Origin of the sequence: Paraburkholderia sp. RL18-101-BIB-B, from assembly GCF_046026985.1 — a bacterium.
In the GTDB taxonomy this organism is placed as follows: Bacteria; Pseudomonadota; Gammaproteobacteria; order Burkholderiales; family Burkholderiaceae; genus Paraburkholderia.
Window position 1 is genome coordinate 64,336 of the sequence record NZ_JARESV010000026.1, and the last position, 15,420, is coordinate 79,755.

13 protein-coding genes are annotated in these 15,420 nt (G+C 62.7%); 10 read left to right on the forward strand and 3 right to left on the reverse strand.

Annotated elements, in window-relative coordinates:
- The 6 genes from P0D73_RS29315 to P0D73_RS29340 all read left to right on the forward strand — a co-directional run bounded on the left by P0D73_RS29315 (position 1) and on the right by P0D73_RS29340 (position 7,541).
- On the forward strand, positions 1 to 1,914 hold the full coding sequence (locus P0D73_RS29315) for a (Fe-S)-binding protein (protein ID WP_408433997.1): 1,914 nt from the start codon (positions 1 to 3) through the stop codon (positions 1,912 to 1,914).
- 4 nt (positions 1,915 to 1,918) lie between these two features.
- The gene (locus P0D73_RS29320; protein ID WP_408434000.1) at positions 1,919 to 3,091 is read left to right on the forward strand and encodes an electron transfer flavoprotein subunit alpha/FixB family protein; all 1,173 of its coding nucleotides are present in this window, start codon (positions 1,919 to 1,921) and stop codon (positions 3,089 to 3,091) included.
- Positions 3,088 to 3,864 carry an electron transfer flavoprotein subunit beta/FixA family protein gene (locus tag P0D73_RS29325; protein WP_408179160.1) on the forward strand — a complete coding sequence of 259 codons (777 nt, stop codon included), beginning with the start codon at positions 3,088 to 3,090 and terminating at the stop codon, positions 3,862 to 3,864. Before P0D73_RS29320 ends, P0D73_RS29325 begins: the two co-directional genes overlap by 4 nt.
- A 73-nt stretch (positions 3,865 to 3,937) precedes the next feature.
- On the forward strand, positions 3,938 to 5,251 hold the full coding sequence (locus P0D73_RS29330) for an aromatic ring-hydroxylating oxygenase subunit alpha (protein ID WP_408288627.1): 1,314 nt from the start codon (positions 3,938 to 3,940) through the stop codon (positions 5,249 to 5,251).
- Positions 5,252 to 5,284: 33 nt separating this feature from the next.
- Positions 5,285 to 6,544 carry an FAD-binding oxidoreductase gene (locus P0D73_RS29335; RefSeq protein WP_408315157.1) on the forward strand — a complete coding sequence of 420 codons (1,260 nt, stop codon included), beginning with the start codon at positions 5,285 to 5,287 and terminating at the stop codon, positions 6,542 to 6,544.
- A gap of 139 nt (positions 6,545 to 6,683) precedes the next feature.
- Complete coding sequence (locus P0D73_RS29340; RefSeq protein ID WP_132377108.1) at positions 6,684 to 7,541, forward strand: glycine betaine ABC transporter substrate-binding protein; 858 nt, start codon at positions 6,684 to 6,686, stop codon at positions 7,539 to 7,541.
- A gap of 83 nt (positions 7,542 to 7,624) precedes the next feature.
- Here P0D73_RS29340 and purU read toward each other — a convergent pair whose 3' ends face one another.
- Positions 7,625 to 8,500 carry a formyltetrahydrofolate deformylase gene (gene purU, locus P0D73_RS29345; RefSeq protein WP_408288637.1) on the reverse strand — a complete coding sequence of 292 codons (876 nt, stop codon included), beginning with the start codon at positions 8,498 to 8,500 and terminating at the stop codon, positions 7,625 to 7,627.
- Positions 8,501 to 8,638: 138 nt separating this feature from the next.
- Entirely contained in the window at positions 8,639 to 9,553 is a 915-nt protein-coding gene (locus P0D73_RS29350) for a choline sulfate utilization transcriptional regulator (protein WP_408288640.1), read from the reverse strand.
- A 162-nt stretch (positions 9,554 to 9,715) separates the two neighbouring features.
- On the opposite strand from P0D73_RS29350, the gene betC reads away from it, so the two are divergent.
- From betC to P0D73_RS29365, 3 genes are all read left to right on the forward strand, one after another.
- Positions 9,716 to 11,254, forward strand: a complete 1,539-nt coding sequence (betC, locus tag P0D73_RS29355) for a choline-sulfatase (RefSeq protein ID WP_408434003.1) — start codon at positions 9,716 to 9,718, stop codon at positions 11,252 to 11,254.
- A 51-nt stretch (positions 11,255 to 11,305) separates the two neighbouring features.
- Positions 11,306 to 12,256 carry a choline ABC transporter substrate-binding protein gene (locus tag P0D73_RS29360; RefSeq protein WP_408434006.1) on the forward strand — a complete coding sequence of 317 codons (951 nt, stop codon included), beginning with the start codon at positions 11,306 to 11,308 and terminating at the stop codon, positions 12,254 to 12,256.
- Between the two features lie 269 nt (positions 12,257 to 12,525).
- The gene (locus P0D73_RS29365; RefSeq protein WP_408256197.1) at positions 12,526 to 13,674 is read left to right on the forward strand and encodes a porin; all 1,149 of its coding nucleotides are present in this window, start codon (positions 12,526 to 12,528) and stop codon (positions 13,672 to 13,674) included.
- A 60-nt stretch (positions 13,675 to 13,734) separates the two neighbouring features.
- Here P0D73_RS29365 and P0D73_RS29370 read toward each other — a convergent pair whose 3' ends face one another.
- A complete protein-coding gene (locus P0D73_RS29370; RefSeq protein ID WP_408434009.1) occupies positions 13,735 to 14,655 on the reverse strand; it encodes a LysR family transcriptional regulator in 921 nt (306 codons plus the stop codon).
- A gap of 110 nt (positions 14,656 to 14,765) precedes the next feature.
- Here P0D73_RS29370 and P0D73_RS29375 point away from each other — a divergent pair, with 110 nt between their 5' ends.
- On the forward strand, positions 14,766 to 15,407 hold the full coding sequence (locus P0D73_RS29375; protein ID WP_408434012.1) for a glutathione S-transferase family protein: 642 nt from the start codon (positions 14,766 to 14,768) through the stop codon (positions 15,405 to 15,407).
- The last annotated feature ends 13 nt before the right edge of the window (positions 15,408 to 15,420 follow it).

The window sequence follows — 15,420 nt, forward strand, 5'->3', positions numbered from 1 at the left end:
ATGAGCCCCGTGTTTGTCATCACCGTCCTGCTGTGGTTGTCGGTAGCAGGTCTGGCGTTCGCGCTCGTCAAACGCGCCGCGTATTGGCGCGAAGGCCGCGCCACGGCGGCGGGCGCATACGGCTGGGCCAATCTGCTGACGATTCCCAAGCGCTATTTCGTCGATCTGCATCATGTGGTGGCGCGCGATCCGTACATTGCCAAAACGCACGTGGCGACCGCGGGCGGCGCGATTCTCGCGATGGCGCTGGTGTTCGTCAACTACGGTCTGGCGATTTACTCGCCGTGGCTCGACAAGCTGATCTTTCTCGCCGCGCTCGTGATGCTGGTCGGCGCGGTGTTCGTCTGGCGCCGCCGTCACGGCGCGAAAGCGGTGCCGGCCCGGCTCTCGCGCGGACCTTGGGATCATTTGCCGCTGTTGCTTGGATCGTTCGCACTCGGCCTCGTGCTCTTTATCGCGCTGCCTGCCGGCGCGATGTCCGGCGCGCTGGCGATCATCGTCGCGCTGCTGATCGCGGCGGGCGCGTTTGCGATGACGTTCGGCGCGGCGCGCGGCGGTCCGATGAAGCATGCGCTCGCCGGTTTGCTGCACCTCGCGTTTCATCCGCGCCAGGAGCGTTTCGCCGAGCGCAATGACACCGACGTGGTGCCGCCTACCGCATTGAAAGCGCCGCTGCTCGACGCGAAAGAATACGGTGTAGGCAAGCCGGTCGAGTTCCGCTGGAACCAGTTGCTCAGTTTCGATGCGTGCGTGCAGTGCGGCAAGTGCGAAGCGGCGTGTCCCGCGTTCGCCGCCGGTCAGCCGCTCAATCCGAAGAAGCTGATTCAGGATCTGGTCACGGGCATGGTGGGCGGCACGGATGCGGAATACGCGGGCAGTCCCACGCCAGGCATTCCAGTCGGCAAGCATGCTGGCGCGCCGGGCAAGCCGCTGATTTCCAGTCTGATCGAAGCGGACACGCTGTGGTCCTGCACGACCTGCCGCGCATGCGTGCAGGAGTGCCCGATGCTGATCGAGCACGTGGACGCGATCGTGGATATGCGCCGCAATCAGACGCTGGTGGAAGGCAGCGTGCCGGGCAAAGGCCCGATCACGCTCGCGAATCTGCGCGAGGCGGGCAGCTCGAACGGCTACGACATCGGCGCGCGTTACGACTGGGCCGTTGATCTGCAGGTGCAGGTCGCGCAGCCGGGGCGTCCGGTGGATGTGCTGCTGATCGCAGGCGAAGGCGCGTTCGACATGCGCTATCAGCGCACGCTGCGCGCTTTGGTCAAAGTACTGAATCGCGCCGGTATCGACTATGCGGTGCTGGGCGGCGTGGAAACGGATACCGGCGACACGGCCCGCCGCCTCGGTGACGAAGCGACTTTCCAGCAACTCGCGCAGAAGCTGATCGGCACGCTTTCGCAGTACTCGTTCCGCAAGATCGTCACCGCCGATCCGCACGTGCTGCATAGCCTGCGCAACGAGTATCGCGCGCTCGGCGGCTTCTATGAAGTGCAGCATCACACGGCGCTGATCGAGCAACTGGTCGCGAGCGGCAAGCTGACGCCGCGCGCGGTGGCCGCCTTCGCGGATCGCAAGATCACGTATCACGACCCGTGCTATCTGGGCCGCTATAACGGTGAAACGGAAGCGCCGCGCCGTTTGCTGAAGACCATCGGCATCAAGGTCGTGGAGATGGAGCGCAACGGTATGCGCGGACGCTGCTGCGGCGGTGGCGGTGGTGCGCCTCTAACCGACATTCCGGGCAAGCGGCGTATTCCGGATATCCGTATCGACGACGCGAAAACCGTCGGCGCGGAGATCGTCGCGGTGGGCTGTCCGAATTGCACGGCGATGCTCGAAGGCGTGGTCGGGCCGCGTCCGGAAGTGCTGGACGTCGCCGAACTGGTTGCAGCGGCGCTGGAGTAACGCGATGAACACTCTCAAACGAATCGATCCGCGCCGTCCGTTCACGATCACGGCAGACGGACTCAAACGCATCACGCTCGGCGTGACGGGCGTAACTGGTTCACTGGAATTTGCCACGCACGGCGGCGCCTCGCATCGTGAACAGGCCAAACCGCGCCGGAGCACAGCTGTGCCGCAGCGCGTGATACTCGTGGCCGCGCATGCCGACCGTGGCGCATTGGACGATCACGCACGTCAAACTCTGGCTGGCGCTGCTTTGATCGCCGATTCGGCAACCGAAGTCGTGCTGCTGGTATTCGGCGAGTTCAGCGGCGACGCCGCCGCGCTCGGCGCCGACAAGCTGATCGAATTGCCGATGTTCGATCGCCGTAACTTTGCGCCGCTAGACGAACTGAACGCGCTGGCTGCGTGCGTCGCGGCGTATGCGCCAGTCCATATTTTCCTGCCCGATAACGCGACCGGCGACGGCGATCTTGGCCGGCGTTATGCCGCCGCCGCGAATGCAAGCGTCGCGACGCATGTCGTCGAGATCGATGCCGCGCATGTGGCGGCCTATGTTCAGGCGAATACAGCGTTCGCCGCGCGCAAGCTGCCCGAGGTGGTGCTGCTAGCGCCCAACGCGGTTGATCCGAAATTGCCGTTCGTCGGTGCGGGTGAACGGGTCATGTGGCGCTTCGACGGAGAGCCCGCCTCGCAGCAAGGCGTGGTGCGCGATCTCGGCATCGAGGAAATCGACGCCGCGCAACTCGCGCTCGAAGAGGCGGATTTCATCGTGTCAGCCGGCAACGGCGTGAGCGACGTGCCGGCGTTCGAGCGTCTCGCGGCTACGCTGGGCGCGGCGATCGGCGCGAGCCGCGTCGCCGTGGACGACGGCAAGTTCACCCGCGACAAGCAGATCGGCGCGACCGGCAAGACCGTCGAAGCGAGTGTGTATATCGCGTTCGGCATTTCCGGCGCGGTGCAGCATCTGCAAGGCATCAAGGATTGCCGGCATGTGATCGCGGTGAATCTGGACGCCAGCGCGCCGATCGCCAAGCGCGCGAATCTCACGCTGATCGCGGACGCGCAGGAAACCATCGCGGCGCTCAACGAAGCGGCGTCCGCGGCGCGCACGGCGCGCGGAACCGGTGCGGCGCTGCTCAATTCAAAGGCTGTCGTCGAAGGAGCGCTCGCATGAAGATCGCCATCCTCGTTTCCGTGGGCCGTCATCCGGTGAGCGGCACTGCGCGCTACAGCCGCAACGACGCCGCCGCGCTAACCCTGGCGCTCTCGCTCGCCAGAACGCACAACGCGACGCTCGACGTGCTGCACGCGGGCGATCCGTCCAATCCCGCATTGAAAGAATATCTGGCGCTCGGCGCACGTTCGGTCGAAGTGCTCGAGATCGCCGCAACACCCGAATTGCAAGCCGACGCAACCGCGCCGCTGGCTGCGCGTCTGCGTGGCTACGACCTCGTTCTGACCGGCACGTGTGCCGAAGGCGCGTTCGACAGCGGCATGCTGCCGTATCGCGTCGCCAATGCGCTGGAGATGCCGTTGGTCGGCGCCGCCGTTGACATCGCGCTGCGCGACGGCTGCGCGGAAGTCCGCCAGTTCATGCCGAAGGGTTTGCGCCGTCGCGTGGAAGTGCGGCTGCCCGCGCTGATTGCCGTGCATCCGCTGGCCAACGCCGCACCGACCTACGCGTATGCGCGCTTGCGCGAAGGCTCGATTCGCCCGGTCGCCACGCAGGCCGCCGCCAACCCCGACGACCTCGCCTGGACCCTGCGCCCGGCGGGCGCGAAACCGGTGCGCCTCGCCGCTGCCGAAAAGCGCTCCGGCCACGCCCGCATGCTCTCGGCGACGACGACTGAAAGCCGCGGCGGCAGCGTCGTAATTGAAGGAAGTTCTGTCGAAAAAGCACAAGTGATTCTGGCGTATTTGCGCGAGCATCAACTCGTGGATTACTGATTTCCGGTTCGGGCCAGCATGCGACCAGGAGGGCCTGGCGCGGCGCCAGACGTGACATGCAACGGAGCACACAATGAAAGTTTCGGCAGACGTTCGCGCAATGATCGAACGCCGCAAGAAGAATTACACGCTGGAAGCGCCGTTCTATACGAGCGAGGATATTTTCGCGCTCGACATGGACGCGATCTTCCGTCAGCACTGGATTCAGGTCGCGGTGGAACCGGACGTGCCGGAGCCGGGCGATTACATCACGGTGGAAATCGGCAACGATTCGATTCTGATCGTGCGCGACGACGACATGCAGGTGAGGGCGTTTCACAACGTCTGCCGCCATCGCGGCGCGCGCCTGTGCAATACCGACAAAGGCTCGCTCGGCAATATCGTCTGCCCGTATCACAGCTGGACGTACAACCTGAACGGCGATCTGATGTTCGCCGAGCACATGGGCGATCAGTTCGACCGCTGCAAACATAGCCTTAAGGCCGTGCACGTCGAGAATCTGGCGGGCCTGATTTTCATTTGCCTCGCTGACAATCCGCCGACCGACTTCGGCGTGATGCGTGCCGCAATGGAACCGTACCTGCTGCCGCACGATCTGGCCGGCTGCAAGATCGCGGCCTCGATCGACATTATCGAAGACGGCAACTGGAAGCTCACGATGGAGAACAATCGCGAGTGCTATCACTGCGTCGCGAACCATCCCGAGCTGACCATTTCGCTCTACGAATACGGTTTCGGCTATCAGCGCTCGCCGGCCAACGAAGAAGGCATGGCCGCCTTCGAAGAGACGGTGGCTCGCCGTACCGCGCAATGGGAAGCGATGAAGCTGCCCTCGGCGGAAATCGAACGGCTGGCCGATCTGGTCACGGGTTTCCGCACGCAACGCCTGCCGCTCGATCGCGATGGTGAATCGCAGACGCTCGACGCGAAAGTGGCGTCGAAAAAACTGCTGGGCGGCTTCGAGCAGGCCGATCTCGGCGGCCTGTCGTTCTGGACGCAGCCGAATTCGTGGCATCACTTCATGAGCGATCACATCGTCAGCTTTTCGGTGATTCCGCTCTCGGCAGGCAAGACGCTGGTGCGCACCAAGTGGCTCGTGCACAAGGACGCGCGCGAAGGCATCGATTACGACGTGAATAACCTCACCGCCGTGTGGCGCGCGACCAACGATCAGGATCGCGCCCTCGTCGAATACTCGCAACGCGGCGCGACGAGCAGCGCGTACGAGCCGGGTCCGTATTCGCCGTTCACGGAAGGGCTCGTCGAAAAGTTCTGCGAGTGGTACATCGCGCGCATGGCGGATTACAGCAATGCACCCCAAACCCATGAGGCAGGCGATACCGCGCCGGCTTCGCACGGCGAAAAAGTCGTGTCCTTCATGCGCTGAGCGCGACACCGCAACCAGGAGTCGGAGAAAACAATGATGCGCGATCAGGCGACGTTTCAGCTCAGCCCCGAGCCGGCTCCGGTCCACGCTGCGAGCCGCGTCACGCAGCCGCGGTTCTGGGAGACGTTGCCGCCACGCTGGAATAGCGATACCGACGATACACTGGTGTGCTGCCAGGTTCGTCAGGAAACGCACGACGTGAAGAGCTTTTTCTTTCGCGCGCCGTCCGGGCGGGCGTTCGTGTTCGAGCCGGGGCAGTTCATTACGCTGGAGTTGGAGATCGACGGCGAATCGATCAACCGGTGCTATACGATTTCTTCGCCGCCCACGCGTCCTCACACGATCTCGATCACGGTGAAGCGTGTACCGGGCGGCAAGGTCTCCAATTGGCTGCACGACAATCTGCACGCGGGCGCCGAAGTTCGCGTGCTCGGGCCGTCGGGCGAATTCACCTGCGCACGGCATCCGGCGCGCAAGTTTCTGTTTTTATCGGCCGGCTCGGGTATCACGCCGCTGATGTCGATGAGCCGCGCGCATCATGAACTCGGCGAAGACAGCGACATCGTGTTCGTGCACAGCGCCCGTACGCCGGACGACATCATCTTCGCGCGCGAGCTCGATCTGATCGCGTCGAATCAGGCCCATTTCCGCACCGCGTTTGTGTGCGAACGGCTCGGTGCGCGCACGAATTGGCCAGGTGTCACCGGTTTTCTGACCTTGCCGCTGCTCAAGCTCATCGCGCCGGATTATCTGGAGCGGGAGATTTTCACCTGCGGCCCCGCGCCGTACATGCAAGCAGTGCGCAATCTGCTGGACGAGGGCGGGTTCGATCGCAGCCACTATCACGAGGAAAGTTTTTCCTTCGAGACGGTCAGCGAAGTGGCCGCGCAATTGACCACCGTGCATGTCGCGGACGCATTGCAAGGCGCGCTCGCGCCGGTGACTGCCGACAGCTTTATCGAGGCGCGCGAAGAGGCGTCCGGGTTCACGCCCGCGTCCGCACCGGCGCCCGTTTCCGTCGAAACGGAAACGCGCTTCAAGGTGAGTTTCGCCAGGAGCAACCGCGAGATCGAATGCGGCAGCGCCCAACACGTGCTCGACGCGGCGAAGAAAGCGGGCGTGCGGCTACCCGCTTCGTGTACGCAGGGGATGTGCGGCACTTGCAAGGTGAAGCTGGTGTCGGGCGAAGTCGCGATGAAACACGCCGGCGGCATTCGTCAGCGTGAGATCGATCAGGGCATGGTGCTGCTGTGCTGCAGCAAGCCGTTGAGCGATCTCGTCGTGGATAAGTAAGACGAGAAGGATGCTGTGTCCAGTGGCCACGAAGTCGCGTGGGGACAACTGGATGTCGGAAAACAACGCTACCCGGCAATTCTGGCTGGCGATTCTAAATGCTCATTGGGTTGTTTTGACGGCAAACGGGAGAGCGGCGATGAGACTGATCAGAAAGATATTCGTGTTGAGCGCCTTGAGCGCGGCGCTGGCGGCAAGCAGCGTGAGCGTGTCGGCCGATAGCAAGCCGACCATCAAGATCGGTTACGTGGAAGGCTGGGACGACAGCGTCGCGACCTCGAACGTGGCTGCCCGTGTGATCGAGAAGCGCCTCGGCTATCAGGTCACACTCGTGCCGGTCGCGGCCGGTGTGATGTGGCAGGGCGTGGCGCGCGGCGACCTCGATGCGACGCTGTCGGCGTGGCTGCCGGTCACGCACGGCGCGTACTGGAACAACTTCAAGGACAAGGTGGTCGACCTCGGTCCGAACTTCAACGACGCGAAGATCGGGCTGATCGTGCCGGATAACGTCGACGTGAAGAGCCTGGGCGATCTGCAAGCGAAGAAGTCGGAGTTCGGTTCGCGCATCGTCGGTATCGACGCCGGCGCGGGCGTGATGCAAAAGACCAGCGAGGCGATCAAGGCCTACGGTCTCGACTACACGCTGATGCCGAGCTCGGGCAGCGCGATGACCGCCGAACTGGCGCGTTCGGAAGCGGCGAGCAAGCCGATCATCGTGACGGGCTGGAAGCCGCACTGGATGTTCGCGAAGTACAAGCTCAAATTCCTCGACGATCCGAAGAAGGTGTTCGGCGAAGCGGAGCACGTGGATAGCGTCGTGAATCCTGAACTCGAGAAGAAGGCGCCGCCGGTGGTCGCGTTCCTCAAGAAGTTTCAATGGAAACCCGGCGAAATCGACAGCGTGATGCTGGCGACGCAAAACGGCGAAAAGCCGACCGCCGCCGCCGATGCGTGGATCAGCGCGCATAGCGATCGGGTGGATAGCTGGGTGAAGTGATTGTGCCGTTCGTGTGAACGCGTTGCCGCTTTGATGAAACGGCAACGTCTAAAGGAAACGCCGCTTTTTAGCGGCGTTTTCGTTTATTGCAGTACGACGGTCCGATCCCCGTTGATAAACACCCTTCGCTCGATAAACGCCTTGACCGCCCGCGCGAGCGTAATGCATTCGACGTCGCGCCCGGTGGCAAGCAAGCGCTCCGGGCTATACGAATGATCGACGCGCTCCACCACCTGTTCGATGATCGGACCTTCGTCGAGATCGTCGGTGACGAAGTGCGCGGTGGCGCCGATCAGTTTGACGCCCCGTGTATGTGCCTGATGATACGGCTTGGCGCCCTTGAAGCCGGGCAGAAACGAATGGTGGATATTGATCGCGCGCGCCGCGAGCGCACGGCTCGTTTCGCCGGACAGAATCTGCATATAGCGCGCGAGAATCATCAGCTCGGCACCCGACGTCTCGAACAGATCGAGCAGGCGCGCTTCCTGTTGCGGCTTTGTGTCCGCGGTGATGGGCAGATGGTGGAAAGGCAGTCCGTGTTGCTGCGCCAGCGGTTCGAGATCGCGATGATTCGAGCCGATGCCGACGATGTCCATTTTCAGCTCGCCCATGCGCCAGCGGAACAGCAGGTCGGCGAGACAGTGCTCGAGCTTCGACACCATGATCAGCACCTTCGGCCGTGTGCCGACGTCGTGCATCGCCCACGTCATGCGGAAACGCTCGGCGATCGGCTCGAATTCGTGCTTGAGCGCCGTGACTTGCAGCGTCTCGCTGCTGTCGACGCCATGAAACACGCAGCGCACGAAGAAGCGCTCGCTGAGGTCGTCGTCGAAAACGGTCAGTTCGTCGATATAGCAATGATGCCGGTCGAGAAAGCCGACGACGGCGGCAACCTGGCCAGCCGCGCTCGGACAGGCGACGGTGAGAACCAGCTGATCAGGACGGGAATCGGCGGGCATGCGCACTCCACTTGAACGATAGGACGATGCCGCGGGGCGCGGCATGCATCTTCGCAGTAGAGCAAATCAGGCGGGCGCGCGGATAGAAGCTAACCGCCGTCGCGCTGGAACGGGAGCGTCAGGCTGGCGCGCAGGCGTTCATTCGGCGTCGAGCCCGCATTCGCCGAGCAGCCAATGGCGAAAGGCGCCGACCACGGGTGTCGCCGCGCGCTGCGTGACGAGCAGATAGCCGCGCTCGGTGACGACCGGCGGGTCGAACAGTTCGACCAGTTGCCCGGTGGCAAGCAGTTCGTCGATCAATGGCGCCCAGCCCAGTGCGACGCCCTGACCCATGATCGCCGCATGGGCCACGAGCGCAAAACTGTTGAACGTGATGCCGCGATGCGCGGCGGGCGCATCCAGTTCGTGCGCGGCAAACCAGTCGGCCCACGACAGCCAGCGCGCCGGCTGGGTCGGCTCGAGATGCAGCAGCGGCAGGTTCAGCAGATCGGACGGCGTGCGCAACGACGGATGCGCCGCGAGAAAGGCGGGGCTGCACACCGGCGTGACGCGCTCGGGAAACAGCTTGACCACGCCGCGCGCGGTCCAGTCCGCGTGTTCGTCGCCGAACGCAATGGCGATATCCGCCTTATCGTGCGAAGGATCGAACACGTTCTGCGAGGTGATGATCTTCACGTCGACGTCCGGCATCAGCGCCTTGAACTGCGATAGACGCGGCATCAGCCAATAGGTGGCAAAGCCGAAGTCGGTGGAGAGCGTGAGCGTTTGCGGCGTGCGCCGCGCGCGGATTTCACTGGTGGCGAGGCGAATCGTATCCAGCGCGTGGCGCACCGCTTCGAAGAGCCGCTCGCCGTCTTCCGTGAGCGTGACGCCGCGATGGCCGCGCTCGAAGAGCGGTGCGCCCAGCGCTTCCTCGAGTTGCACGACGCGTTGACTCACCGCGGGCTGCGTCGAACCCAGCTCGCGCGCGGCCGCCGTGAAGCTGGCCAGACGCGCGGCGGATTCGAACACCGTCAACGCCTGCATCGGCGGCAAGCGATCCTGTCTCGACATAACACCCTCTTATAGGCACATAACGAATTGCCGTCTTCACAGCGGCGAATTGGACGGCAATAGTGGTGCACATGGCGGGCTCGGCACGCTGGCAGCCGCTCGCAGTTGCATCCATCACGACATTTGCACCAACACTTGCGATTCTATTCGAGGCACGCACCAATGCTTGACACCAGGAAGAATATTCTCATTCTGATGGCCGACCAAATGACGCCGTTCGCGCTCGCCGCTTACGGACACCGTCTGACGAAAACGCCCAATCTCGATCGCCTCGCGAAACAGGGCGTGGTGTTCGAATCGGCCTATTGCGCGAGTCCACTGTGTGCGCCTTCGCGGTTCTCCTTTTTGTCGGGCAAGCTGCCTTCCGCAATCGGCGCCTATGACAATGCAGCGGAATTTCCGTCGCAGACGCTGACTTTCGCGCATTATCTTCGGGCCGAAGGATATCGCACGATTCTCTCCGGCAAGATGCATTTCTGCGGCGCCGATCAGTTGCACGGGTTCGAGGAACGGCTCACCACCGACATCTATCCCGCCGACTTCGGTTGGACCCCCGACTGGGACAACTTCGAAGCGCGTCCCACGTGGTATCACAACATGAGTTCCGTGATCGACGCGGGCCCATGCGTGCGCACCAATCAACTCGACTTTGACGACGAGGTCACGTTCACCACCCGTCAGAAACTCTTCGACATCGCGCGCGAACGTCATGCGGGCAAAGACGCGCGGCCATTCTGCATGGTCGCCTCGCTGACGCACCCGCACGACCCGTACGCGATTCCGCAAAAGTACTGGGACATGTATCGCGACGAAGATATCGACATGCCCGCGTTTCGCGATTCGTTCGAAGACGCCGACCCGCACTCGAAGCGCTTGCGCCATGTCTGCGAAACCGATCGCACGCCGCCCACCGATCAACAAATCCGCAATGCGCGCCGCGCCTACTACGGCGCGATCTCCTACGTCGACGACCAGTTCGGCGCGATCCTCGAAGCGCTCGACCAAGCCGGGCTCGCGAAAGACACCGTGATCGTCGTGACGTCCGATCATGGCGAGATGCTCGGCGAGCGCGGCCTTTGGTACAAGATGACTTTCTTCGAAGGCGGTTGTCGCGTTCCGCTGATCGTGCACGCACCGCAGCAATTCGACCCGCATCGCGTTCAGGCATCCGTCTCGCATCTCGATCTGGTGCCGACGCTGGTCGAACTGGCGCGCGGCGAACAACCGGCTGCGTGGCCCGATTCGCTCGATGGACAAAGCCTCGTGCCGCATCTGCTGGGGACTCAAGGCGGCCATGACGAAGCCATCGGCGAATATCTGGCTGAGGGCGCGATTGCGCCGATTGTGATGTTGCGGCGTGGGCGCTTCAAGTTCATTCATACGCCGGCCGATCCCGATCAACTCTACGACGTGGCGGCTGATCCGCTCGAACGCGAGAACCTTGCCGCGCGCAGTGAATATGCATCACAGGTCGCGGCATTTCGTGAGGAAATCGCGCAACGCTGGGACCTCGCCGCGTTGCACGACGAAGTGCTGCAAAGCCAGCGGCGTCGCCATTTTCATTTTGCTTCCACGACGCAAGGCACGGTCGCGTCATGGGACTGGCAGCCGCTCGTCGATGCGAGCCAGCGCTATATGCGCAATCACATCGATCTCGATACGCTCGAAGCAATGGCGCGTTTTCCCGCCGTCGCCCGTTGATCCTCACGCTGCTAACGACCCCATCCACCCCACGAACAGGAAGCCGACATAATGAAAAAGCTCTTCAAACAGGCGGTAACCGGCGTTGCGCTACTGTGCGCGGCAGCCACTTTCGCGTCGGCCGCCGAGCCACAGTCGTGCGCGCAGGTCAACATGGCGGGGCCGGGATGGACCGACATCGACGCGACCAATGCGATGACCGGCGTGCTGTTGAAGGCGCTCGGCTACAAACAGAACGTCGCGAACCTGTCGGTGCCGATCACGTATCAAGGCCTGAAGAAAGGGCAGATCGACGTATTCCTCGGCAACTGGATGCCGGCGCAAGCGCCGGTCGTCAAACCATTTGAAGAGGAAAAGTCGATCGAGGTCGTGCACCCGAATCTGAGCAACGCCAAGTTCACGCTGGCCGTGCCCGACTATGTGGCCGCTGCCGGCATCCATTCGTTCGCTGATCTGGCGAAGAATGCCGATAAGTTCGACAGCAAGATTTATGGCATCGAGCCTGGCGCGCCGGCCAATCAGAACATCAAGAAGATGGTCGACGACAAGGCGTTCGGACTCGGTAACTGGAAGCTCGTCGAATCGAGCGAGACCGGCATGCTTACGCAAGTCGAGCGCGCGGTGCGCGAGAAGAAGTGGATTGTCTTTCTCGGCTGGGAGCCGCATTTGATGAACACGAAGTTCAAGCTCACGTACCTCGATGGGGGAGACAGGTACTTCGGGCCCAATTACGGCGGCGCCACGGTCAATACGGTTGCGCGCAGTGGCTATGCGGCGCAGTGTCCGAATATCGGCCGCCTGTTCAAGCAACTCACCTTCAACGTCGATCTGGAAAACGGCGTGATCACCGAAGTACTGGAAAAGAAGACGGGCGTGGACGCGGCGGCGACAGAAGCGCTCAAGCGTCACCCCGAATTGTTGAAGTCGTGGCTCGACGGCGTGAACACAGCCAGCGGCGCCAATGGCCTGCAAGCCGTGCAAACCGCACTCGGCGTGAAATAACCGCCGCATTCCTAACGATGAGGTCGCCGTGCGACAGATTTATGTCGCATCCGGTCGAATCCTCGTCAATCTGGACTCGTATTCTTGATCCGGCGATGCGGACATGATTGGTCACTGCATGCATCGTAGATAGCTCCAATCCGTTTCACTCGGTCTCAGCCGGTTTCGAACTGCCCGTCATGCGAGAAGTGCCGCGCGCTGGTCAACAGCACGCAGCAGGGATCGCTTTATCCAACGAAATAAGCAGGCAAAGAGCAGGGGAGAATTAGATGAAGAAGAGAAATGCCGTCAGCCTTTCGGGACTCGCGATCGCGGCAAGCGCTGTATGCGCGCCGACGGCTGCCCATGCGCAAAGCAGCGTCACCCTGTACGGCATTCTGGATGCCGGCATCACCTACGTGAACAATGCCGGCGGGGCTCACCAGTTCAAATTCGATGACGGTATTTCGTACGGCAACCGGATCGGCTTCAAGGGCGTCGAGGATCTCGGCGGCGGCTTGCAGGCCGTGTTCGTGCTCGAATCGGGTTTTCACTTGGGCAACGGGCAATTAGCATTCGGCGGCGCCGAGTTCGGACGCCAGGCTTATGTCGGCTTGAAGAACAACTGGGGAACGCTTTCGCTGGGTAATCAGCTCGACATGACTGAAGAGTTTGTCTACCTCTATAACATCTCGGCATGGGCGAGCGGCTACGCGATCCATCAAGGCGACTTCGACCGGATGAACGGCGACCGGCTGCCGAATTCGGTCAAGTTTCTCTCCAACGACTATGCGGGCTTCTCGTTCGGCGGCATGTATTCGTTCGGCAATACGGCGGGCGATTTCCACAACAAGAGCGCGTGGAGCGTGGGCGCGCGTTACGAGCATAGCGCCTTCAACATGGGCGCAGCCTATACGCAGTTGAACAACCCGAACGGCATCTATGCATTCGACCCATACGCGATGATCGGCACGCGCACGTTCCTCGGCAAGCCGACCGTATCCGTCGATCCGGCGACCGGCGCGGTGACGGACCTGTATAGCTCGTCGCCGTTCCCGGTCGACAAGCAAGGGGCGTTCGCGGTCGGCGCCGCCTATACGATAGGCAACGTCATGCTGAGCGGCGACTTCACCTACACGACCATCAAGGGTCTCGGCGAAACCTCGCATATGCAGGTCTATGAGGCGGGCGCCTCGTACACCTTCACGCCCGCGTTGATGCTGTACGGCGGCTATCAGCACACGCGGTTCGAAGGCAATCACTGGAACCAGGGCTCGCTTGGGCTCCATTACCTGTTGTCCAAGCGTACGGACGTCTATATCTCCGGCGACTACCTGCGCGCGTCGGATGGCGTAAACGCGGTAATCGGTTATAGCTTTACGCCGTCCACATCGAACACGCAGACCGACGTGCGGATCGGCATGCGGCATTCGTTCTGACGTGCGGCGAAGGTTTTCAGGTTTTGCGGTGTCCCGGGTCACGGGACACCATCCACGCCGTCACGATGCGCGGTCGAGCTGCTTCTTGAACGTGTCGATCAGCGCGCGCACTTTTGGCGGAGGATGGCTGGTGGGCGGAAAGATAGCCTGAATACTCGCGGGCTCGGTCGCCCATTCCGGCAGCAGGCGAATCAACCGCCCGGCGGCGATGTCGCCGCCGATCGAGAAGTCCGTCAACAGGCCGAAGCCGCCGCCGGCAAGTGTCGCCGCACGGCAGGCGTCGGCGGTGTTCACGAGCAACGCGTTTTCACAGCGCACGGTCTCGGCGTCGCCATCGCCTTTAGCTCCGTTGCGCTGCAAGTCGAGCGTCAGCGGACGCGGCAGGACCGTCAACGCGCAGAAGGGCATCGCCGACAATTCGGCGGGCGTCTGCGGCTGTCCCCATATCTCGACGAAATCCGGACTCGCCACGACCCACTTGACGAAGCTGCCGAGTTTCACCGCGCGGTAATTGGAATCGGCCAGCCGGCCGAGGCGAATCGCGACGTCGATGCCGTCCGCGATGAGATCCACATATCGGTCGGTGCACAGCAACTCGACATTGAGTTGCGGATGCGTGCGGCGCAGTTCGACGAGCACCGGCGCGACGGCAAGCGAACCGTAATCGATCGGCGAGCTCACGCGCAACATGCCGCGCACGGACGCCGTTTCGCCGCCGATCGCCGACAGCGCGTCTTCCGTGGCGCGCAGGATCTTCACGCTCGCGTCGTAGAATGCGCGGCCCGCTTCGGTCAAACCGAGCCGCCGTGTCGTGCGCACCAGCAGGCTTGCGCCCACCTCGGCCTCGAGCCGCTGCATGTGCGTGCTGACCATCGTCTTGGCGAGACCCAGACGCGCTGCCGCGGCGGTCAGCGAACCCGCGTCGACGACCGCGACGAAGATCGCCAAGCGGTTGAGGTTTACGTCGCGTACGTCGGCCATGGTGGATTGTCCATCTTCGATTGATTGTGTTTCCCGGATTATCAGGCTTCTGCAAGGTGGCTCGTGCGCATTATGCTCGATCCATTCCTTCACGTTTTCCGGAACCCGTCATGCCCGTTGCCCGACCCGCCCAGCCGATCCGCCTCCATACGACCCTGCTTTCCGGCCACGGCCATCGGGTGAAGCTGTTTCTGACCCTGCTCGATCTGCCGTTCGAAGTGGTCGAACTGGACATGAAGGCCGGCGAGAACCGCAAGCCGGAGTATCTGGCGCTCAACCCGTTCGGACAGGTGCCGACGATTCAGGACGGCGACATCACGCTGTTCGATTCGAACGCCATTCTCGTGTATCTGGCGAAGCGTTACGGCGACGCCTCGTGGCTGCCGGAAGACCCGCTCGGCGCGGCCGCGGTGCAACGCTGGCTGTCGCTCGCGGCCGGCCAGATCGCCTATGGGCCGTGCACGGCGCGGCTCGTCACCGTGTTTGGTGCGCCGCACGATCACGACACCGCGAAGAAGCTGGCCGTCAAGCTGTTCGACGTGCTCGACGGCGAACTGGCGCACAAGCCGTTCGCGGCGGGCAATCAGGTGACGATTGCCGACATCGCCGCCCACACCTACATTGCGCACGCGCCGGAAGGCGGCGTGTCGCTCGACCCGTATCCGAACATTCGTGCGTGGCTGCGCCGCGTCGAGGCATTGCCGCGGTTCATCGCGATGCCGTCGACAAAAGCGGGGCTGCTCGCCGAATGAGCGGCTGATCTTT

Bases quoted from the DNA above. Each gene is read 5' to 3' on its own strand.
- P0D73_RS29330 (WP_408288627.1), top strand. From the start codon at position 3,938: ATGAAAGTTTCGGCAGACGTTCGCGCAATGATCGAACGCCGCAAGAAG.
- P0D73_RS29340 (WP_132377108.1), top strand. From the start codon at position 6,684: ATGAGACTGATCAGAAAGATATTCGTGTTGAGCGCCTTGAGCGCGGCG.
- P0D73_RS29375 (WP_408434012.1), top strand. From the start codon at position 14,766: ATGCCCGTTGCCCGACCCGCCCAGCCGATCCGCCTCCATACGACCCTG.
- P0D73_RS29365 (WP_408256197.1), top strand. From the start codon at position 12,526: ATGAAGAAGAGAAATGCCGTCAGCCTTTCGGGACTCGCGATCGCGGCA.
- P0D73_RS29370 (WP_408434009.1), bottom strand. From the start codon at position 14,655: ATGGCCGACGTACGCGACGTAAACCTCAACCGCTTGGCGATCTTCGTC.
- P0D73_RS29320 (WP_408434000.1), top strand. From the start codon at position 1,919: ATGAACACTCTCAAACGAATCGATCCGCGCCGTCCGTTCACGATCACG.
- P0D73_RS29335 (WP_408315157.1), top strand. From the start codon at position 5,285: ATGATGCGCGATCAGGCGACGTTTCAGCTCAGCCCCGAGCCGGCTCCG.
- P0D73_RS29315 (WP_408433997.1), top strand. From the start codon at position 1: ATGAGCCCCGTGTTTGTCATCACCGTCCTGCTGTGGTTGTCGGTAGCA.
- P0D73_RS29325 (WP_408179160.1), top strand. From the start codon at position 3,088: ATGAAGATCGCCATCCTCGTTTCCGTGGGCCGTCATCCGGTGAGCGGC.
- P0D73_RS29350 (WP_408288640.1), bottom strand. From the start codon at position 9,553: ATGTCGAGACAGGATCGCTTGCCGCCGATGCAGGCGTTGACGGTGTTC.
- betC (WP_408434003.1), top strand. From the start codon at position 9,716: ATGCTTGACACCAGGAAGAATATTCTCATTCTGATGGCCGACCAAATG.
- P0D73_RS29360 (WP_408434006.1), top strand. From the start codon at position 11,306: ATGAAAAAGCTCTTCAAACAGGCGGTAACCGGCGTTGCGCTACTGTGC.
- purU (WP_408288637.1), bottom strand. From the start codon at position 8,500: ATGCCCGCCGATTCCCGTCCTGATCAGCTGGTTCTCACCGTCGCCTGT.